Genomic DNA, 19794 nt, shown 5'->3' with positions numbered 1-19794 from the left:
ACTTACTCCGCCTTGATGTTGGCAAACTTGATCACGCGCCCCCAACGCTGCGATTCCTTCGCGATGCGCTCGCCGAAGCTGTCGATCGAGCCGCCGACGGGTTCGGCGCCGGCCTTGGCCAGACGCTCGCGGAATTCAGGCGAGGCCAGGGCCTTGTTCACTTCGGCGTTGATGCGCTCGAGGATGGGGCGCGGGGTGTTGGCGGGGGCCAGCAGGCCGAACCAGCCTTCGGAGTCGAAGCCCTTGATGCCGCTTTCGTCCAGGGTCGGCAGTTCGGGGGCGGCCTGCGAGCGCTTCAGCGTGGTGACGGCCAGGACGTGCACGGTGCCGGCCTTGATTTGGGGCAGTGCGGAGGGCAGCTGGTCGAACAGGATGTCGATCTGGCCGCCGATCAGGTCCTGCATGGCCGGGGCGCTGCCGCGGTAGGGGATGTGCAGGATGTTCGTGCCGGTCATGGACTTCATCAGTTCCGCCGACAGGTGCGGCGTGCTGCCGATGCTGGTGGAACCGTAGGACAGCTTGCCGACCTTGGCCTTGGCCAGGGCCACCAGTTCCGCGGCGTTCTTCACCGGCACCTTGGTGTTGACGAGCAGCACGTTCGGCACGGAGGCCACCACGACGATGGGCGCCAGGTCCTTCTGCGGATTGAAGGGCATGTTGGCGAACAACTGCGGGTTGATGGTCAGCGTCTGGGGCGCGCCCACGACCAGCGTGTAGCCATCGGGCGCCGAGCGCACGGTTTCAGCGACGCCGATGTTGCCGCTGGCGCCCGACTTGTTGTCGACGATGAAGGGCTGGCCCAGGGCGGCCTGCAGGCGCTCGGCCACCAGGCGGCCGACGATGTCGGTGGCACCGCCGGGCGGGAAGGGCACGATCACGCGCACCGGGCGGTTCGGGTAGTTGTTCTGGGCCGAGGCGACGCCACTGAAGGCCAGGGCAAAGGCCGCCAGGGCGGCCGGAATCCAACGGGGGAAATGCATGTCTCTGTTCTGGTGTGAAGTTGCTGAACGGGTTCAGTTCATCCAGGTGCCGCCATTGACGTCCATGGCGTGGCCCGTGATGTAGCGCGCTTCGGCGGAGCACAGGAAGTTCGCCGCGTCGGCGATCTCCTCGGGCAGCCCCAGGCGGCGTAGCGGAATGTGCGCGGCCAGTTCCGGCCAGCGCTCGCGCGGGATCATCGCGCCCTCGATCGAGCCGGGCAGCACGGCGTTGACCCGGATCCCGTCGGCGGCCAATTCGGTGGCCAGCGACTTGACCAGGGACAGCAGCCCCGCCTTGGAGGCGCAGTAGTGCGGCTTGACGCCCTGGCTGGTGGGCACCAGCGCGGCCACGCCGGTGCGCGCGGCGCGCGACGCGATCATGACCATGCTGCCCTGGGCGGCGCGCAGGGCCGGGATGGCCGCCTGCGCCACGATGAAGGCACCGGTGAGGTTGATGTCGATCACGCGCCGCCATTCGTCGAGCGTGATCTGCTCGACCGGCCTGGCGGGCGCGGTGATCGCCGCCGAATGCACCAGCGCCTTCACCGGCCCCAGGGCCTGCGCATGGGCCAGCAGCGCGCGGCAGTCTTCGGGCTGCGTGACATTGGTGGCCAGGAACTGCATGCCGGGCGGCAGCGGCTGTTCCGGGGCCTTGATGTCGGCGATCACCACGAGGTGGCTGACGGCCAGGCGCTGGGCGCAGGCCCAGCCGATGTTGCTGGCGCCGCCGGTGACGATGGCAACGGGCTGCATGGCTTTCCCCACGGTGGATCAGTAGTCGGAGGCCGGGACGTGGCTGGCAGCGGGGTCGACCGAAACGTCGATCACCGTCGGCCGGTCGGAGCGGCGGGCCGCGCCGATGGCGTCGGCCAGGGCATCGGCGCGGTCGACCCGCACGCCGTTGCAACCCATGCCCTGCGCCACCATGGCGAAGTCGATGTCGGAGAAGTCCACGGCGATGCGGCGCTGCTTCATGTTGTCGCGCACCATGCCCAGGCCGCGGTTGTTGCACACGATCACCGTGATGGGCAGCTTCTGCTGCACGCAGGTGGCCAGGGTACTGAGCGTCATCGCGGCGCCGCCGTCGCCGATCAGGCAGATGGAGTTGCGCTCGGGGTAGACCAGCTTGGTGGCCGCGGCCGCCGGCAGGGCCCAGCCCATGCCGCCGATGCCGCCGGGCACCACCAGCTGGCCGGGGGTGCGCAGGCGCAGCATGCTGGTGACCCAGATGCGGTTGTTGCCGGCGTCCAGCGACAGCATGTCGTTGGGCGTCAGGATGCGGTCCAGCACGCGCACGATGTCCGCGTTGTGCATCGTGCCGTCGGCAGCGACGGTGGGCGGCAGCACGCCGAAGGCGTGTTCGCGGTTGTTCTGGGCGATGGCGGTCAGGCGCTCGCCGGGCTCGCCCAGGTCCAGGGTCTTGAGGGCGCGCAGGGCTTGGGCCACGTCGCCTTCGATCGCCATGTCGACCGGGTAGACCCAGCCGGCGTTGCGCGGGTCGATGTCGATCTGCACGATGGTCTGGCGGGTCGGGTCGACGATGCTTTCGTCGCGGAAGCGCAGGTAGTCGGGGCCCAGGCTGGCGCCCAGGGCGATCACCAGGTCGGCCTTGGCCACCATCCGGTTGGCGCTCTTGCTGCCCCAGGTGCCCAGCATGCCGACGGCGATGGGCAGGGTCTCGTCGATGACGCCCTTGCCGTTGTAGCTGGTGGCTACGGCGATGCCGCCGCGGGCGGCGACCTCGGCCAGCAGGCCGCGGGACTCGGCGGTCTGCGCGCCCTGGCCGGCGATGATCACCGGGGTCTTGGCCTTGGCGACCAGCTCGGCGAGCTTGACCATGGCCGGCTGGCTGATCTGCTGCGGGGTGTGCTGCAGGTAGCCCTCGGTCGGGTACAGCTTCACGCGGGTCTGCTCGGGCATCTCGCGCTTGATGATCGGGGACTTCAGGATCAGGGCCGCCGGGCCCATGCGCGGCAGCTGGGCGTGCTTGTACGCCAGCTGCAGGCCGTAGACGGCCTCGTGCGGCTCGGTCGCGTAGGCCGTGTACTTGGTCATGGTGCCCAGGGACTGGCGGATGTTGGCGGCGCCGTAGTCGCCCGTCATGGTCTGGTAGACGCCGTACATGCCGAAGCCGTCATAGCACGAGGTGTCGGTGAGCACCACCATGGGCGAGCCGGCGAAGTAGGCCTCCATGATGCCGAAGGCGCCGGTGGTGCTGGCGAACGGGCCCTGGCCCATGTACACGCCGGGCTTGCCGGTCAGGCGGCCGTAGACCTGGGCCATGGTGGCGGCGATCTGCTCGCTGCGGGTCAGCACGACGTTCAGTTCTTCCCGCTTCTCGTAGAACTCGTCGAGCATCCAGGTGATGCCCAGGCCCGGCAGGGTGAAGGCGTGTTGGGCGCCGCAGTCGATGAGGGTCTGGACCAGTGCGTTCTTGGTGGTAGGCATGTCGGGTGCGTTCGTCGGATGAAGGAGTGGTTGCCTGCAATGCAAGCGCTTGCATTAACGATAGGCGATCACTGCCGTCTGAACCACAGGGTTTACCCTATACGCTTGAGAACACCGTTGATATTTAAGGAATCTGCAAGTCAGACGCTCGTCAATCATTGACCAAGATGGGGTATGCACGCGTTTGCATTGGAGTAGGATCGGCGCCTATGTCTTCCAGACCGACGGCCGAATTTCCGACCCCAACCAAGCCGAACGCCAGGGCCCGTGCGGCATCGCTCGAAGACGTCGCCGCACTGGCGGGGGTTTCGCCCGGAACTGTGTCGCGGGCGCTGTCACGGCCCGAGATGATCAGCGAGGCCACTCGCCAGCGGGTGCTCGAGGCGGCGGACCGAATCGGCTATGTACCGAACGGAGCGGCGAGGGCCATGGCGATGCGGCGCACCCTGACGGTGGGCGCCGTCATTCCCCGCTTCGGCACTTCGTCCTTTCCCACGATGGTCCAGGCGCTGGAAACCACGCTCGCGGAACGCGGCTACACCTTGCTGTTGGCGGCGCCGGACAACAAGGGTTCGCAGACCACGGACATGGTGCGAACGCTGCTGGCCCGGGGCGTGGACGCGCTGGCCCTGCTGGGTTCACGCCATCCGCAGGAGGTTTTCGCGCTGCTCAAGACGCAGGGGACGCCGTTCGTGCAACTGTGGACGCAGGACGACGCACTGGGCCCATGCGTGGGCTTCGACGAGTCGCAGGCGGCCGCCCTGGTGGTCGATCATCTGGCCGACTTCGGCCACCGCGAGATCGGCTTCATTGGCGGCTACACCAGGAACAACGAGCGCGCCGAGGCGCGCCTGGCGGGGCTGATGCGGGCGGTCGCCAAGCGCGGCCTGACCTTGCGCGAAGACGCCACCGTCGAAACGGAGTACGGACTGCAGCAGGGCTTCGACGCCATGGAGCGGATCCGGTTGGGCGGCAGTCCCGTCAGCGCTGTGGTTTGCGGCAACGACTACTTGGCCGCCGGCGCGCTGGCCGCGCTCGACCAGGCTGGCGTGCCCGTGCCCCAGCGCCTGTCCGTGGCCAGCTTCAACGACAACGAATTTGCGCCGTTCATGCATCCGCCGCTGACGACGGTGCATTTGCCGATCCAGGAGATGGGTGAGCAGGCAGGGCGGCACTTGCTGGCGGTCTTGCAGAACCAAGCTCCGGAGGCTGCGGCTCCGCTGCCGGTCCACCTGGTGATCCGGCGCAGCACCGGGCCGCGGGGGTAGTTCGGAAGGTAGGCTGCCCGAACCCCGGACTTCCTACCTTCGATTGGTACGGTGGAAGGGGCTCACGACCCGCACCAGGCCAGTAGCAGCAGAGTGCGTGAAAACGCGCCCCCTCACTCCACCGTCACGCTCTTCGCCAGGTTCCGCGGTTTGTCGACATCCGTCCCCCGCGCGCAGGCCGTGTGGTACGCCAGCAGCTGCAGCGGCACCACGTGCAGCAGCGGGCTCAGCGTCCCGTAGTGCTCCGGCATGCGGATCACGTTCACGCCTTCGCTGCTCTCGATCCTGCTGTCGGCATCGGCCAGCACGTAGAGCACGCCGCCGCGGGCGCGCACTTCCTGCATGTTGGATTTCAGCTTCTCCAGCAGCGCGTCGTTCGGCGCCACGGTCACCACGGGCATTTCGCTGGTCACCAGCGCCAGCGGGCCGTGCTTCAGCTCGCCGGCCGGATAGGCCTCGGCGTGGATGTAGCTGATCTCCTTCAGCTTCAGCGCGCCTTCCAGCGCGATCGGGTAGTGCATGCCCCGGCCCAGGAACAGCGCGTTTTCCTTGGTGGCGAACTGCTCGGCCCAGCCGATGACCTGCGGCTCCAGCGCCAGCACCGCCGACAGCGCCGCCGGCAGGTGGCGCATTGCCTTCAGGTGCTCGGCTTCCTGCGATTCGGTCAGCCGCCCGCGCAGCTGCGCCAGCGTGAGCGCCAGGAGAAACAGGCCGGCCAGCTGCGTGGTGAAGGCCTTGGTCGAGGCCACGCCGATCTCGACGCCGGCGCGCGTGATGTAGGCCAGCTTGCACTCGCGCACCATCGCCGAGGTCGACACGTTGCACACGGTCAGCGAGTGCTCCATGCCCAGCTCGCGCGCATGGCGCAGCGCCGCCAGCGTGTCGGCCGTCTCGCCGGACTGGCTGATGGTGACGACCAGCGTGCGCGGGTTCGGCACGCTCTCGCGGTAGCGGTACTCGCTCGCGATCTCCACCTGCGTGGGGATCCTGGCGATGCCTTCGAGCCAGTACTTGGCAGTGCAGCCGCTGTAGTAGCTGGTGCCGCAGGCGAGGATCAGCACGTTGTCGATCTGCTTGAAGACCGACAGCGCGCCGTCGCCGAACAGCTCCGGCATGATGTTCTGCACGCCCTCCAGCGTGTCCGCGATCGCGCGGGGCTGCTCGAAGATCTCCTTCTGCATGAAGTGGCGGTAGGGGCCCAGCTCCGCGGCGCCGCTATGGGCGTGCACCGTCTTCACCGGCCGCTGCACCGGCTTGTGGTTGCGGTCCACGATCCAGTAGCGCCCCAGCTGCAGGTCGACCACGTCGCCCTCTTCCAGGTACACGATCTGGTCCGTCACGCCGGAGAGCGCCATCGCGTCGCTGGCGAGGAAGTTCTCGTCCTTGCCCACGCCCAGCACCAGCGGTGAGCCGGCGCGCGATCCGACCACGCGGTGCGGTTCGTCCTTGCAGAACGCCGCGATGGCGTAAGCGCCGTGCAGTTGCTGCACCGCAGCCTTCACGGCCTCGAACAGGTCGCCTTCGTAGAGGCTGTCCAGCAGGTGCACGATCACCTCGGTGTCGGTCTGGCTGCTGAAGCGGTAGCCCTTGGCCTTCAGCGCCGCGCGCAGTTCGTCGTGGTTCTCGATGATGCCGTTGTGGACGATCGCCACGCGGCCGGGCCCCGAGGGAGCCGCCTCGCCCGGGCCGTGGCTGAAATGCGGGTGCGCGTTGTGGACCGCCGGTGCGCCGTGCGTCGCCCAGCGCGTGTGCGCGATGCCGGTGCCGCCTTCGATGCGCTCGGCGGCGACCTGGTCCGCCAGCTCGGCGACGCGCGCCGTGCTGCGCGCGCGTCGGAGGCCCTCGGCATAGACGGCGACGCCGCAGGAGTCATAACCGCGGTATTCCAGGCGCTGCAGGCCCTGGACGAGGATGGGAACGATGTTGCGGGTGGAGACCGCGCCGACGATGCCGCACATGAGATGCACCTATTGACTGGGGATGCAAAGACTGTAGGGGGGCGGGCGCGCAATATGCCATCTAAATTTCATGCGAAATGCAATACACTTTCATGCAAAGCAATAAACGCAATAATATTTCCCATTGGCCTCCCTTCTGCAACCAGCCGCCGTCGATGCCATCGACCTCGCGCTGCTCGAACAGCTCCAGGCGGACAGTTCCTTGAGCAACCAGGACCTGGCGGCGAGGGTGCACATCTCGCCGGCGACCTGCCTGCGGCGGGTGAAGCGCTTGCGCGAGGCCGGCCTGGTGGAGCGCGAGATGGCGGTGCTGAACCCGGAGCGGCTGGCAGCCGTCCTGGGCCACGGGCTGGAGGCGGTGGTGGAGGTCTCCCTGGACCGCCAGGGCAGCGCGGAGCAGGAGGCCTTCGAGCAGCGCGTGTTGGCCGACGACGCCGTGCAGCAGTGCTACCGCGTGTCGCCCGGGCCGGACTTCATCCTGATCGTCTACGCGCGCGACATGCCGGACTACCTGGCGCTCGCGCAGCGCCTGTTCACGAGCGACGCGAACGTGCGCAACGTGAAGGCGTTCTTTTCGGTGAAGAGGGGAAAGTTCCGGCCGCGGATCCCGGTGGTCAGGCGCGCCTGACGCTCATTTCGCCTTCTTCGGCCGCTGCCAGTTGGCGATGCTCGCCTGCCGCGCCCGCGCGACCGTCAGCGCGCCCGGCTCGGTGTTCTTGTTCACCACCGATCCCGCGCCCACCGTGCCACCCGCCGCGATGGTGACCGGCGCCACCAGCACGCAGTTGCTGCCCACGTGCACGTCCGCCTCGATGACGGTGCGATGCTTGTTCGCGCCGTCGTAGTTGGCGGTGATGCTGCCGGCGCCGTAGTTCACCCGCTCGCCCACCACCGAGTCGCCCAGGTAGGCCAGGTGGTTCGCCTTCGCGCCCCGCGCCAGCGTCGAATTCTTCACCTCGACGAAGTTGCCGATGTGCACTTCCGGCCCCAGCTTCGCGCCCGGGCGCAGCCGCGCGAACGGCCCGATCAGCGCACCCTCGCCCACTTCGACGCCCGTCCCCTCGCCGTCGATGTGCGTGTACGCCTGCAGCACGGCCCCCGCGGCGATCCGCGCATTCGCGATCACGCAGTTGGGCCCGATGCGCACGTCGTCGCCCAGCACCACGTGGCCCTCGAACACGCAGTTGACGTCGATCTCCACGTCCTGGCCGCATTCGAGCCGGCCCCGCAGGTCGAACCGCGCAGGGTCGGCCATCCGCACGCCCTGCTCCATCAGCGCCCGCGCCTGCCGCAACTGGAACGCGCGCTCCAGCTGCGCGAGCTGCAGCGGGCTGTTCACGCCGTCGACCTCCACCGGTTCCAGGGCCTGCGCGGCCACCACGGGGCAGCCGTCCGCGACGGCCAGCCGGACCACGTCGGTCAGGTAGTACTCGCCCTGGGCGTTGTCGTTGGTCAGGCGCGCCAGCCAGCGCTTCAGCCGCTCGGACGGCACCGCCATGAAGCCGGTGTAGACCTCGCGGATGGCGCGCTGGGCGTGGCTCGCGTCCTTGTGCTCCACGATGGCCTGCACCGAATCGCCGGAGCGGACGATGCGGCCATAGCCGGTCGGGTCGGCCATCTCGATGGTCAGCAGCGCCAGCCGCTCGCCGCCGCACTTGTCCACCAGCGCCTGCAGCGTCTCGGGGCGGATGAGCGGCACGTCGCCATTGAGGATGAGGGCGATGCCGTCGTCCGGCAGCACGGGCACCACCTGCTGCACCGCGTGCCCGGTGCCCAGTTGCGGCTCCTGGCGCACGAAGTCCGGCGCGCCGCGGCCCGCCGCCGCGGCGGAATCGCGCAGCCAGGCTTCCACGCCCTCGGCGCCGTGGCCGGTGATCACGATCGTGCGGCGCGCGTGGAGCGCCTGCGCCGTCTCGATCACGTGCGCGATCAGGGGCCGGCCCCCCAGCTTGTGCAGCACCTTCGGGGTCCGGCTTTTCATCCGCGTGCCCTTGCCGGCCGCCATGACCACCACATCGACTGCTCTCATTTCGCTACCCTTCGTGTTCATGCAGTGGCTCGTTTCCACCCGTCTGGCCGGAATTATCCTCGCGCTCGCCGCGGCGCTGGCGCTGGTCGCCTGCAGCGCGGTGAAGCTGGGATACGCGAACCTGCCGCACCTGGCCTGGTGGTGGCTCGACGGCTACGCCGACTTCAGCGACGAACAGGAACCCGCCGTGCGCGACGCGATCGCCTCGCTCTACACATGGCACCGGCAGGACGAGCTGCCGCGCGTCGCGGAGCTGCTGGGGCGCATGGAGCAGATGGCGCCCGGCGAGATCACGCCGCAGCAGGCGTGCTCGGTGCTGAAGGAAGTGCAGGACCGCCTGGGGGCCGTCGGGCGCCACGTGGAACCCACGGCGGTGGCGCTGGCGGCGAAGCTCACGCCGCGGCAGCTGCGCCACATCCAGCGCAAGTTCCGCAGCAACAACGAGAGCTTCCGCCGGGACTGGATCGAGGTGTCGCCCGAGGAACAGCGCGACAAGCGCTACAAGCAGATGCTCGACCGGATGCAGACCGTCTACGGCACCCTCGACGAACCGCAGCGCCGCATCCTGCGCCAGCGCCTCTCCGCCACCCTCTGGGATCCGCACCGGATGCTGGCGCAATGGCAGCGGCGGCAGCAGGACCTGCTGCAGATCCTCGCGCGCCTCGGCCAGCCGGGGCTGGCCCCGGCCGAGGCAGGCGCCCTGCTGCGCGGCTGGTTCGAGGCGCTGGAGCGGCCCGCCGACCCGGCCTACCGCGCCTACCAGGACGCGCTCCTGCAGGAAGGCTGCGCCACCTTCGCCGCGGTGCACCAGGGCACCACCGCCGCCCAGCGCGAACAGGCGGAGCACCGCCTGCGCGGCTGGCAGCGCGACCTGCGCGAGCTCTCCGCGCAGCAGCCGTGACGGGCGGCGCCCGCTCGCGGCTGGGGCTGGTCTGGCGCCTCGGCGCGGCCACCACGCTGATCGTCACCGCCTTCGCGATGACGGGCCCCGTCCTCGCGGTGCTGCTGCAGCAGGCCGGCCGCGGCACGGCCTTCATCGGCGCCTTCTCGATGCTGCCCTTCCTGATGGTCGGCCTGCTGACCTCGCTGATCCCGCGCGTGCTGGCGCGTTGGGGCACGGTCCGGACCTACCGCGCGGGCGCCCTGCTGCAGCTCGCGGGCATCGCCGGCTACACGCTGTCGGACGGCATCGCGGTGTGGACCCTGTCCTCGGTCGTCTGCGGCACAGGGGCGGCGGCCATGTGGAACACGACCGAGGCGCTGCTCGCCGAGGAAGCGCCGCCTGAGATGCGCGGCCGCGTCATGGGCCTGTACCAGACGGCCCTGGGCGCCGCGCTCGCGCTCGGGCCCTTCCTGCCGGGCCTGCTGCGGCTGCAGGCATCGGCGGTCCTGTGGCTTGCGGTGGCAATGGTGGCGGGCTGCCTGCTGCTGGCGGTGACCGCGCCGGCGCACGAACCCCATGCGGCCGCGCGGCCCCACACCGGCACCCTGCAGGCCTTGCGCGCCGTTCCGTGGCTGGCGCTGCTCGCCTTCTGCGGCGGGGTGTTTGAGGCGGGGCTGGGCGCGGTCGGCGCCGCGCATGCCTCGGCATCCGGCATGAGCCTGCGCAGTGCCACCACCGTGGCGGGCGCGATCGGCGTCGGCAGCTTCCTGTTCCAGTACCCTGCCGGCTGGGCCGCCGACCGCTATGCCTTGCGGCGCGTCTTCACCGGCGCGGCCCTCGCCCTGCTGGCGGCGAGCATCGCGATGGGCTTCGCGGCCCGCGCGCCGTGGCTCCTGTGGGTGTGCGGGCTGGTCTGGGGCGGCGTGGGCGGCGCGCTCTACACGCTCGCCATGGTGCAGGTGGCGCACGCGTTCGCGGGCCGCGCGACGGCGGGCGGCGCCGCCGCCATGATCACGGGCTACACGTGGGGAGGAACGCTGGGGCCGGTGGCCAGCGGCTCGGCCCTGGAGGGCGGCGGCGCGCCGGGCCTCGCCGTCCTGCTGGCGCTGTTCGCCCTGGCGGCGCTCACCGCCGCCCGGCGCGCAGCCGCCGCGCGCTGATTAGCGCTCGCCCTTCGAGTGGGACTTGCCTTCCCGCTCGGCCTGTTCCAGTTCGCGCGCTTCCGATTCGGAACGCGGCTTGGCCGCCTCGGCGTCGGCCTGCACGTCGCCCTTGTCGAGGTATTCCTTGATGTTCTTCTGGTAGTCGCGGGTCGCGCTGTAGCTGCCCTCGCCCTCGACCTGGCCGCCCTGGGCCTGGCCGGACTGGGCCTTCCCGTGGGACTGGAAGTCGGTGTCGCCGGCGCGCTGCTGCTGCGGGTCGCTTTCGCGTTGCGGCTGCTGCTGCAGGGTGCGCGGGGCGGACGGGTCTTTCGTCATGGATGCTGCTCCTCGATGGACGCGGCTGGGTGCCGCCGGCTGTCCAGCTTAGGAACGCACCGCAAGGGGGAGTGTCGGTGCCCGCGGCCGGGGCGTGTAGTCGGGGGACTACACGGGCTCACTCCTGCAGCGCAGCCCACATCTCCTTGTCGCGCTCCGCCGTCCAGATGCGGGGATTCTTCACTCCGCGCGCCTCGTCATAGGCCCGGCTGACGTCGAAGGGCAGGCAGTGTTCGTAGATGAACACGTTGCCGAACACCGGGTCCATCGCCTTGCGCGTGTGCGCCATCGCGGCCTTCAGGTCCATGTTGGACGCGGCCGCTTCCTTCCCGCAACGGAACAGGGTCTCCACCCAGCGCTTCGTGTAGTCGAGCGCCTGGTTGACCGCCGCCGCCCCCTGCATCGCCTCGCCGCGCCCGGGCACCAGCGCCTGCGCGCCGAGCGCGCGCAGCGCCTCCAGCGTGGCCGGCCACTCCTCCAGGTGCGCGTCGCCGGTGTAGACCCCGGCGTTGTATTCGACCAGGTCGCCGGAGAACAGCACCTTCTCTTCTTCCACCCAGGCGATGGTGTCGCCGCGCGTATGGCCCCAGCCCGGCGACCAGACCTGCACCTTCACGCCGCCCAGGTCCACCGTCAGCCTGCCGGGCTTCTCGCCGCGCGTGGGGTCGCCGCCGCCGATCACCAGGGTCGGCCAGGTCAGGCCGGGCACCGTCTCGGCGTTGCGGAACAGGCGGGGGAAGCGCTCCATCTCGGACTGCATGTCCTCCTTGCCGCGCTCCCCGATCAGCTCGTACGTCCCCTGGCTGGCGACGATCTCGCTCGCGCCCTCGGCGAAATAGGCGCTCGCGCCCAGCACGCGCACCGCGTGGTAGTGCGTCAGCAGGACGTACTTGATCGGCTTGTCGCTCACGGTGCGGATGCGGGCGATCAGGTCGCGCGCCATGGCCGGCGTGGCGGTGGCGTCGCTGACCATCACGAAGCGCTCGCCGACGATCACGCCGGAATTCGGGTCTCCTTCGGCCGTGTAGGCCCAGCAGTGCGGCGACAGCTGCTCGAAGGTGATCTTCCGGTCGGCCAGGTCGGCCTGGCTCGCGAATGCCTTGGTCATGTCGACGACTTCCTGTGGGGTGGTGCTTCACGCACGGGTGTAGGCGAGGGCACGGGACTCCAGCCAGCGCAGCGCCGCCTCGACGATGCGGTCGACGTGCTGCAGGCCGTCGGCCGCCAGCACGTCCGGCTCGCGCGCCGGGTCCTCCAGGGCGTCGAAATCCGCGCCGACCAGGCTGGGCGGATAGAACTGGTCGGTGCGCGCGGCGGCGCGCTCCATCGCCTGGTGCGGCGTCAGCGCGAGGTAGAGGAAGCGCAAGCGCGGCACCACGGCGCGCAGGGCCTCGCGGTCGGCGCGGCGCAGGGCCGGACAGCTCAGGATGGCGCCGAGCGGCTGCGCGCCGAGCTCCTGGACGCAGCGCTGGAGCCACTCGGCGTGGTCGGTTGCGTCGAGCGGCTGGTCGCGCTCGATCTTCTCCACGCTGCCCTGCGGATGGAAGTTGTCGGCGTCGAGGAAGGGCAGCGCGAGCGACTCGGACAGTTGCTCGCCCACCACCGACTTGCCGCAGCCGGCAACCCCCATCACGACGAGGTGCAGGGGCGGTGCGGCGGCGGGCGACAGCGCGTCGGGCATGGCGGCGATGATAGACATCGCCGCCCGGTTGCGGTGAACTTCAGACGTGCGCGCGCCGCCCGGTCACCGGCTGCGGCTTGCAGCGGCCCAGGGCCTGGCATCCAACCTGCACCATTCCCGTGCCGAGGGCGCCGAGCGCGCGCAGCAGCAGCATCGTGGCGAGGCGCAAGTCGGCCAGCGGCTGCCGCACGGCCGACAAGTTGAGGCGCCGCCTCGGCGCCGTCGCCGCCTGCAAAAGCGGGTCCCAGGCGAAGTAGGAGGCGCCCGCGGGCAGCCAGGACTCGATCACCACGCGTTCGCCGGCGCGCACGAACATCGAGCGGCCGGCCTCCAGCATGTGGTCGCCCGCCTCGGACGGCGTGCCGCCGTGCGGGCCATCCTTCGTGGCCCAGAGGCGGCCGTGGGCGACCCGAAGGATGCCGTCGCTGCTCGGCCGCAAGGTGACGGCGCGACCGCGCACCAGTTTCCAGGTGCCCGGCAGCGGGGTCGCGGGGGAGGCGGACAGCGTGGTCTCGTTGCGGTCGGTCATGGTCGGCTCCGGTTCAGGCCGCCTGCGGGCGGCGATCGAATTTCGGAATTGAATGATCTTGCACGCACGCTTGGCGGTCCAATGAAATCCCGCTACGCTTTTGATTCGCTTCCAGCATCAATCCCCGTCCGCGCCATGCAGCATTCGCAGACCCACCTGCGCTCCCGCCCGATCTCCGCCGGCCACCTCCGCGCCTTCGAGGCCGTGGCTCGCCACCTGAATTTCCGCGCCGCCGCCGAGGAGATGGCGCTCACCCAGTCGGCCGTCAGCCGCCAGATCCAGGCGCTGGAAGAGGAGGTGGGCGTAAGCCTGTTCCTGCGCCACACCCGGGCGGTCGAGCTCACCAGTGCCGGCGCGCAGCTGCTGATGGCGGTGTCGCAGTCGCTGCCGCGCATCGACGGCGCCGTGCGGCAGATCCGGCAGAGCGCGGGCCGCCGCTCGGTGTCGATGACCACCTTCGCCTCCTTCGCCTCGATGTGGCTGATCCCGCGGCTGGAGCAGTTCCAGAGGGAGCACCCCGGCATCGACATCCGCATCGACGCCAGCGACACCAAGGTGGACCTGGAGCTGGCCGACGTCGACCTGGCCCTGCGCTACGGCCCCAAGACGTCCATGCCGCCGGAGGCGATCCGCCTGTTCGGTGAGCAGCTCACGCCGGTGGTGAGCCCCTGGCTGCTGAAAAGCGGCCCCGCCCTGCAGAAGCCGGCCGACGTGGCGCAGTTCGCCCTGATCGAGGCCGGCGATGCGCACCACACCCACCTGGAGTGGCTGACGTGGCGGCGCTGGTTCGACGAGCACGGCCTGCAGAAGCTGCAGCCCCAGCGCTGGCTCTACTTCAACTACGCGTACCAGATGGTGCAGGCAGCCCTCACGGGCCAGGGCGTGGTGCTGGCGCGCCTGCCGCTGGTGGCGGAAAGCCTGGCCAACGGCGACCTGGTGGAGCCGCTGCCGAAAATGCGCATGGATTCGCCCATGGCCTATTGGCTGATCGTGGGCCCGCGCAGCGCCAACCGCCCGGAAATCAAGGCCTTCTGCGCCTGGCTGATGGCCCAGAGCAAGACCACCCGCCAGACCATCGGCGAGGTGCCGGATCCGGACACGATCGACCAGCTGGACTGAGCGAAGGGGGGTGCTGTAGCAGCAGATTTAACGCAAAAGCCGCAAAGGGGAAACAGCCAAAGCCGCCAAAGGATTCAAGGAATTCCTTTGCGGCTTTCGCGTTCCTTTCGCGGCTTTTGCGTTGAATCTGCTTGCTGCAGCACCGCCCCTCAATCGTCGTCGCCCAGCGAAATCGGCCACACCACCCCCAGCTCGTTGAGGATGGCATCCAGCGCCACGTCGTGCGGCTCCGGCTCCAGGTCGGGCAGGAAGCCGGCGGCGAAGCCCAGGCCCACGGTGAAGGGGCGGGGTTGCAGCTGGGCGAGCGTCCGGTCGTAGAAGCCGCCCCCGTAGCCCAGCCGGTAGCCGCCCACCCCGTAGCCCACGCAGGGGACGAATAGCAATGTCGGCGTGATGACTTCCGTGTCCTTGGGTTTCGGAATGCCGAACGCGTCTTCTTCCATCGGGCAGCCCGGGAACCAGGCGTGGAACTTCAGGGTCCGATGCTCTTTGTCCATCACGGGAAGCCCGATCCGGCGCATCTGCGGTTCCTCCAGCAGCTCGCCGTCCTCCTTCCACCGGTGCAGGGCCGGCAGGGGGTCGAACTCGCCCTTGATCGGCCAGTAGGCGCCGATGACGGTGTCCGGCCGGCCAACCAGCCAGATGCGCATCACCCGCTGAAGAAGTTCCGCGCGGTGTAGGCGATCCGGCATGTTGAGGCGTTGCTCGATCAGTTGTCCGCGCAGCGCCCTTTTTTCCTCTGACCTGTCCATAATTTTCCCGATGAACTTGAGAACGATTCTGGCATCACTCGCCATCGTCCTCGTCGGCGGCGCCCAGGCGCAGTCGCCCAACCAGGTGCGTGACGAGGTCCTGCTGGACATGCAGCAGGCCTTCCGCCAGGGAAACAAGGCCAAGCTGGCCCAGCTGCTGCCCCAGGCCCAGGGCCACGCCCTGGAGCCCTGGGCCGTGTACTGGGAGCTGCGCAACCGCCTCGAAACCGCCTCCCCGGCCGAAATCCAGCAGGCGCTCGCCCGGATCGCCGGCACCTACCAGGAAGACCGGCTGCGCAACGACTGGCTCCAGCTGCTGGGCCAGCGCCGCCAGTGGGACCTGTTCGCCCAGGAATTCCCCAAGTACCGCATGCGCGACGACCGCGAGGTCCGATGCTACGCCCTCCTCACCGAGGCCCTGCGCGACGGCGCCAACACCTCCCCGGCCGTGGCCGAGGAGGTGCGCAAGCTCTGGCTGGGCCAGCGCGAGGCGGACGACGGCTGCACCACCGCCGCCGCCCACCTGGTCGAGACGGGCCACGGCGGCCACAAGATCACCAAGGCCGACGCCTGGCGCAAGGCGCGCCAGGCGATGGAAACGGGCCGCACCCGCGCGGCCACGTCGGCGGTGGAGATCGCCTCCACTCCCGAGGCCCTCAAGCTGATGGCCGAGCTGAACGCCGCCCCGTCCAAGTTCCTCCTGAGCAAGGTGACCGCCGTCTCCCGCGCCCGGCGCGAGCTGGTCGGCCTGGCGCTGATCAAGCTCGCCACCAGCGACGTCGACCACGCCGCCGGCATGCTCGAGAACAAGTGGGCCCCGCAGATGAGCCCGGAGGAGCGCGACTGGCTCTGGGGCGTGATCGGCCACCAGGCGGCCCTGCGCCTGGATCCCAATGCCGATGCGTACTTCCTGCGCGTGGGGCGGGACAGGAACCTCTCCGACGAACTGCTGCAGTGGAAGGTCCGCGCGGCCCTCCGCGCGCCCAAGGGCATCAACTGGAAGAGCGCATTGGAGGCGATCGACGCCATGTCCGAGCAGGCCCAGGCGGAGGTCACCTGGACGTACTGGCGTGCCCGCGGCCTGCTCGCCACGGGGCGCGGGGAACACCAGCGTGCGGAGGCGCAGAAGCTGCTGCAGGGCATCGCCTCGCCCAAGGGCTTCTACGAGCAGCTCGCGTTGGAGGAACTGGGCCAGAAGGTCACCATCCCGGCGCGGCCGGCGCCCCTGACCGAGGAGGAAACCAAGGCGGCCCGCCAGGACCCCGGCCTCAACCGGGCGCTGTACGCGATCGCCATCGGCCTGCGCTCCGAAGGCACGCGCGAATGGAACTACACGACCAACATGCACAAGGCCGGCGGCCTGGGCGACCGCGAACTGCTGGCCGCCGCGCAGTACGCCTGCGAACGCGAGGTATGGGACCGCTGCATCAACACCAGCGAGCGCACCAAGGGCGAGTTCGACTCCGAGCAGCGCTACCCCATGCCCTTCCGCGACGCGGTGGTGAAGCGCAGCGGCGAGATCGGCCTCGATCCCGCGTACGTATACGGGCTGATGCGCCAGGAGAGCCGCTTCGTCATGAACGCGCGCTCCGGCGTCGGCGCCTCGGGCCTGATGCAGGTGATGCCGGCCACCGCCCGCTGGACGGCCAAGAAGCTCGGCATGCGCGACTTCAACACCGACCAGCTGCACGACCGCGACACCAACATCGCGATCGGCACGGGCTACCTGAAGCTGGTGCTGGACGACTTCGGCGGCTCCATGCCGCTGGCGGCCGCGGCGTACAACGCCGGCCCGAGCCGCCCGCGCAACTGGCGCAACGGCACGCCGGTGGAAGGCGCGGCCTGGGCCGAGACGGTGCCCTTCCAGGAAACCCGCGACTACGTGAAGAAGGTGGTTTCCAATGCGACCTTCTATGCGGCCCTGCTCACGGGCCAGCCGCAATCGCTGAAGGCGCGGCTGGGCACCATCGGCCCGCGCGAGGCCTCCCAGCCCGAGCCGAACCGCGACCTGCCCTGAAATGACCGGGGCGGGGGCGACGATCCTGCAGACGCTCGGCGAGGAATTCTCCGATCTCGACGACGTGGCCCAGGTGACGCGCCTGGTCGCGCGCCTGCTGCTCGGCAGCCTGCTCGGGCTGCACCGGCCGCAGCAGGGGAAGGACGGCGGGTAGCCCTCAGCCGGCCAGCGGCGGCCGGCGCAGGTGCCAGTCGGTCGCCTGCTGCAGCGCCCACCCGATCCGCAGCGCGAGCGCCTCCTCGTTGGCGCGGCACACGATCTGCAGCGAGGTCGGCAGCCCGCGCCCGTCGCCGCCGTTCGGCAGCGCCAGTGCCGTGAGGTCCAGGTAGTTGCCGAAGCGCGTGTAGTGCGCCGGCGCCTTGGCCTGGTCCACCTCCTCCAGCGGCAGCGCGGTGGTCATGGTGGTCGGCGTGAGCAGCGCGTCGACGCCCTCCATGGCCGCGGCGAACTGCTGCTTCATCGTGTCGCGCATGCGCAGCGCCTCGATGTACTCGCGGGCGCTCACGTTGCGGCCGGCGGCAATGCGGGGCCGCACGTGCGGGTCGAGCGGCGCGGCCTCGTCGTCGACCAGCTCGTGGTACAGCGTGTAGCTCTCGGCGGCCATGATGCGCAGGTTGTGCGCGGCGACGTCGGCGAACAGGAAAGGCAGTGGCACCGTCACGATCTCGGCGCCCAGTTGCTCCAGTTCGGCGAGCGAGCCGTCGTAGGCGGCCAGCACCTCCGCCGACGCGTATTGGCGCTCCACCTCCGGCATGCGCGCCAGCCGCAGGCCGCGCACGCCGCGCTTCAGCGTGGGCAGCGGGTCGGTGTAGGGCAGGCCGCGCGTCAGCGGATCCAGCGGGTCCGGGCCCTGCATGGCGGCGTACAGCAGCGCCGCGTCTTCGACCGAGCGCGCCATGGGCCCGGGGGTGTCGAGCGTGGGGCTCAGCGGCAGCACGCCGTAGGTGCTCACGCGGCCGATGGTGGTCTTCAGGCCGGTGATGCCGCACCAGGAGGCTGGCAGGCGCACGGAGCCGCCCGTGTCTGTGCCGACGGCCCAGGGCGCCAGCCCCGCCGCCACCGCGACGCCCGAGCCGCTGCTGGAGCCGCCCGGCGTGCGGGCACGCTCCGCGTCCCAGGGGTTCCAGGGCGTTCCGCGGCGACTGTTGGTGCCCCAGCCGCCCATCGCGAATTCCACCGTGTGGGTCTTGCCCAGCACGATCATGCCCTGCGCCAGCAGCTTGCGCGCCAGCGTGGCGGTGCGCGTCGCCTTGCGCGCGAGCCAGGCCTCGCAGCCGCCGGTGACGACCCTGCCTTCCAGCTCGACCAGGTCCTTCAGGGCGACGGGGATTCCGTGCAGCGGTCCCACCGCGTGGCCGGCCCGGATCGCCGCATCGGCGGCCTCGGCCGCCAGCCGCGCGTCCTGCGCGAAGACCTCGGTGTAGGCGTGCAGTTTCGGTTCCTGCGCCTCGATGCGTTCGAGGAAGGCCTCGACGAGGTCCACCGGCGACAGCCTGCGCTGCTGCAGGCCGCGGGCCAGCTGGTGCACCGGAGCGAAGGTCAGGTCTTGTTGCGTCATCGCGTTCCCTTGGATGGAGTCGGCCGACCGGCATCCTCTCATGCTTCGTTTTCCCGACTGAGGAATTCAGCTGTGGCCCAGGACGGCGCGGGCCTCGTAAGGCGCCTCGAGCTCGCGCGCCTCTTCGACGGTGAGCCGGACGTCCAGGGCGGCCACCGCCTGCTCCACCTGCAACGCCTTGCTCGCGCCAGCGATGGGCGAGGTCACGCCCTTGTGCAGCAGCCAGGCATACGCCAGCGTGGCGGGGCTCACGCCCTTGCGTTCGGCCAGCGTGCGCAGCCGGTCCCGCACCTGCAGGTCGGAGGGACGGCCGTAGAACTTGCGGGTGGTCTCGTCGGCCTCGGCGCGGGCGGAAGCCGCACCGTCCGTGCTCGCGAGGAAACCGCGCGCCAGCGGGCTCCACGGCAGCAGCGCCACGCCGGAGTCCTGGCACAGGGGGATCATCTCCCGCTCTTCCTCCCGGTACACGAGGTTGTAGTGGTTCTGCATGCTGGCGAAGCGGGTCCAGCCGCGCTCCTTCGCGAGCTGCTGCAGCCTGGCGAACTGCCAGGCCCACATGCTGCTCGCGCCCAGGTAGCGCACCTTGCCCGCCTTCACCACGTCGTGCAGCGCCTCCAGCGTTTCCTCCAGCGGGGTGTGCGGGTCGAAGCGGTGGACCTGGTACAGGTCGATGTAGTCGACGCCCAGGCGCTTCAGCGAGGCGTCGACCGCATGGAAGATGCGCTTGCGGCCCAGTCCGTCGGCGTTGGGCCGGCGGCGGAAGGACGCATGGTCCACCCCCTCGAAGGCCAGGTCGACCGGGTTGAACACCTTGGTCGCGACGACCGCCTCCTCGCGCCGCGCGCCGGGGAACATCTCGGCCAGCAGGCGTCCGGTGACGACCTCGGATTCGCCGCCGGAGTAGGTGTCGGCGGTGTCGAAGAAATTGATCCCGAGCTCCACCGCGCGCCGGAACACCGGCCGCGCGCCCGCTTCGTCGAGGATCCAGGGGCGCCACCGGGGCGAGCCGAAAGTGAGCGTGCCCAGGCAGAGGCGCGACACCTCCAGCCCGGAGGCGCCGAGTCGAACGTATTGCATGGAGGAAAGGCCCGGGC

19 protein-coding genes are annotated in these 19794 nt (G+C 70.1%); 7 read left to right on the top strand and 12 right to left on the bottom strand.

Features of this window, described 5'->3' with window-relative positions:
- Nucleotides 1–2 precede the first annotated feature (2 nt).
- Genes JJ685_RS17735 through JJ685_RS17725 form a run of 3 tightly spaced genes read right to left on the bottom strand, consistent with a single transcriptional unit; the run spans nucleotide 3 to nucleotide 3428 of the window.
- Nucleotides 3–980 (bottom strand): Bug family tripartite tricarboxylate transporter substrate binding protein, encoded by a 978-nt coding sequence (locus tag JJ685_RS17735; protein ID WP_201675647.1) that lies wholly within the window; start codon nucleotides 978–980, stop codon nucleotides 3–5.
- A gap of 33 nt (nucleotides 981–1013) precedes the next feature.
- Nucleotides 1014–1733, bottom strand: coding sequence for an SDR family NAD(P)-dependent oxidoreductase (locus JJ685_RS17730; RefSeq protein WP_201675646.1), 720 nt, complete (start codon nucleotides 1731–1733; stop codon nucleotides 1014–1016).
- An 18-nt stretch (nucleotides 1734–1751) separates the two neighbouring features.
- Nucleotides 1752–3428, bottom strand: a complete 1677-nt coding sequence (locus JJ685_RS17725) for a thiamine pyrophosphate-binding protein (RefSeq protein WP_201675645.1) — start codon at nucleotides 3426–3428, stop codon at nucleotides 1752–1754.
- 209 nt (nucleotides 3429–3637) lie between these two features.
- Here JJ685_RS17725 and JJ685_RS17720 point away from each other — a divergent pair, with 209 nt between their 5' ends.
- Nucleotides 3638–4696, top strand: coding sequence for a LacI family DNA-binding transcriptional regulator (locus tag JJ685_RS17720; protein WP_201675644.1), 1059 nt, complete (start codon nucleotides 3638–3640; stop codon nucleotides 4694–4696).
- A 113-nt stretch (nucleotides 4697–4809) separates the two neighbouring features.
- On the opposite strand, the gene glmS is transcribed toward JJ685_RS17720, so the two are convergent.
- Complete coding sequence (gene glmS / locus JJ685_RS17715; protein ID WP_201675643.1) at nucleotides 4810–6654, bottom strand: glutamine--fructose-6-phosphate transaminase (isomerizing); 1845 nt, start codon at nucleotides 6652–6654, stop codon at nucleotides 4810–4812.
- 124 nt (nucleotides 6655–6778) lie between these two features.
- On the opposite strand from glmS, the gene JJ685_RS17710 reads away from it, so the two are divergent.
- Nucleotides 6779–7282, top strand: a complete 504-nt coding sequence (locus tag JJ685_RS17710) for an Lrp/AsnC family transcriptional regulator (protein WP_408015477.1) — start codon at nucleotides 6779–6781, stop codon at nucleotides 7280–7282.
- Between the two features lie 3 nt (nucleotides 7283–7285).
- Here JJ685_RS17710 and glmU read toward each other — a convergent pair whose 3' ends face one another.
- On the bottom strand, nucleotides 7286–8683 hold the full coding sequence (gene glmU, locus JJ685_RS17705; protein ID WP_201675642.1) for a bifunctional UDP-N-acetylglucosamine diphosphorylase/glucosamine-1-phosphate N-acetyltransferase GlmU: 1398 nt from the start codon (nucleotides 8681–8683) through the stop codon (nucleotides 7286–7288).
- Here glmU and JJ685_RS17700 point away from each other — a divergent pair.
- Together JJ685_RS17700 and JJ685_RS17695 are read left to right on the top strand one after the other, a co-directional pair.
- Entirely contained in the window at nucleotides 8658–9584 is a 927-nt protein-coding gene (locus tag JJ685_RS17700; protein ID WP_236599093.1) for a DUF6279 family lipoprotein, read from the top strand. The two genes, glmU and JJ685_RS17700, sit on opposite strands and share 26 nt — an antisense overlap.
- Nucleotides 9581–10726, top strand: a complete 1146-nt coding sequence (locus JJ685_RS17695) for an MFS transporter (protein WP_201675641.1) — start codon at nucleotides 9581–9583, stop codon at nucleotides 10724–10726. Before JJ685_RS17700 ends, JJ685_RS17695 begins: the two co-directional genes overlap by 4 nt.
- Here the strand turns inward: JJ685_RS17695 and JJ685_RS17690 are convergent, their stop codons facing one another.
- The 4 genes from JJ685_RS17690 to JJ685_RS17675 all read right to left on the bottom strand — a co-directional run bounded on the left by JJ685_RS17690 (nucleotide 10727) and on the right by JJ685_RS17675 (nucleotide 13254).
- On the bottom strand, nucleotides 10727–11044 hold the full coding sequence (locus tag JJ685_RS17690) for a hypothetical protein (protein WP_201675640.1): 318 nt from the start codon (nucleotides 11042–11044) through the stop codon (nucleotides 10727–10729). It lies immediately after the preceding gene.
- 118 nt (nucleotides 11045–11162) lie between these two features.
- Nucleotides 11163–12152, bottom strand: a complete 990-nt coding sequence (locus JJ685_RS17685; RefSeq protein WP_201675639.1) for an MBL fold metallo-hydrolase — start codon at nucleotides 12150–12152, stop codon at nucleotides 11163–11165.
- Between the two features lie 27 nt (nucleotides 12153–12179).
- Nucleotides 12180–12743, bottom strand: a complete 564-nt coding sequence (locus JJ685_RS17680; RefSeq protein WP_201675638.1) for a gluconokinase — start codon at nucleotides 12741–12743, stop codon at nucleotides 12180–12182.
- Nucleotides 12744–12765: 22 nt separating this feature from the next.
- Nucleotides 12766–13254: a DUF2917 domain-containing protein gene (locus JJ685_RS17675; RefSeq protein WP_201675637.1), complete on the bottom strand. Its 489-nt coding sequence runs from the start codon at nucleotides 13252–13254 to the stop codon at nucleotides 12766–12768.
- Between the two features lie 135 nt (nucleotides 13255–13389).
- Here JJ685_RS17675 and JJ685_RS17670 point away from each other — a divergent pair, with 135 nt between their 5' ends.
- Nucleotides 13390–14373, top strand: a complete 984-nt coding sequence (locus JJ685_RS17670) for a LysR substrate-binding domain-containing protein (protein ID WP_201675636.1) — start codon at nucleotides 13390–13392, stop codon at nucleotides 14371–14373.
- Between the two features lie 149 nt (nucleotides 14374–14522).
- Here JJ685_RS17670 and JJ685_RS17665 read toward each other — a convergent pair whose 3' ends face one another.
- Nucleotides 14523–15125 carry a 5-formyltetrahydrofolate cyclo-ligase gene (locus JJ685_RS17665; protein WP_201675831.1) on the bottom strand — a complete coding sequence of 201 codons (603 nt, stop codon included), beginning with the start codon at nucleotides 15123–15125 and terminating at the stop codon, nucleotides 14523–14525.
- A gap of 10 nt (nucleotides 15126–15135) precedes the next feature.
- Between JJ685_RS17665 and JJ685_RS17660 the strand changes: the two genes are divergently transcribed.
- The gene (locus JJ685_RS17660; RefSeq protein ID WP_201675635.1) at nucleotides 15136–17142 is read left to right on the top strand and encodes a lytic transglycosylase domain-containing protein; all 2007 of its coding nucleotides are present in this window, start codon (nucleotides 15136–15138) and stop codon (nucleotides 17140–17142) included.
- Nucleotide 17143: 1 nt separating this feature from the next.
- Complete coding sequence (locus JJ685_RS17655; RefSeq protein WP_201675634.1) at nucleotides 17144–17296, top strand: hypothetical protein; 153 nt, start codon at nucleotides 17144–17146, stop codon at nucleotides 17294–17296.
- 3 nt (nucleotides 17297–17299) lie between these two features.
- Here the strand turns inward: JJ685_RS17655 and JJ685_RS17650 are convergent, their stop codons facing one another.
- Both JJ685_RS17650 and JJ685_RS17645 read right to left on the bottom strand, forming a co-directional pair.
- Nucleotides 17300–18700 carry an amidase gene (locus JJ685_RS17650; protein ID WP_236599092.1) on the bottom strand — a complete coding sequence of 467 codons (1401 nt, stop codon included), beginning with the start codon at nucleotides 18698–18700 and terminating at the stop codon, nucleotides 17300–17302.
- A gap of 66 nt (nucleotides 18701–18766) precedes the next feature.
- On the bottom strand, nucleotides 18767–19777 hold the full coding sequence (locus JJ685_RS17645; protein WP_201675632.1) for an aldo/keto reductase: 1011 nt from the start codon (nucleotides 19775–19777) through the stop codon (nucleotides 18767–18769).
- Nucleotides 19778–19794 lie beyond the last annotated feature (17 nt).

Source organism: Ramlibacter monticola (genome assembly GCF_016722785.1).
GTDB classification, from domain to species: Bacteria; Pseudomonadota; Gammaproteobacteria; order Burkholderiales; family Burkholderiaceae_C; genus Ramlibacter; species Ramlibacter monticola.
Note: the sequence above shows the minus strand (reverse complement) of the source record. Positions and strands in the feature narration are given on the sequence as shown.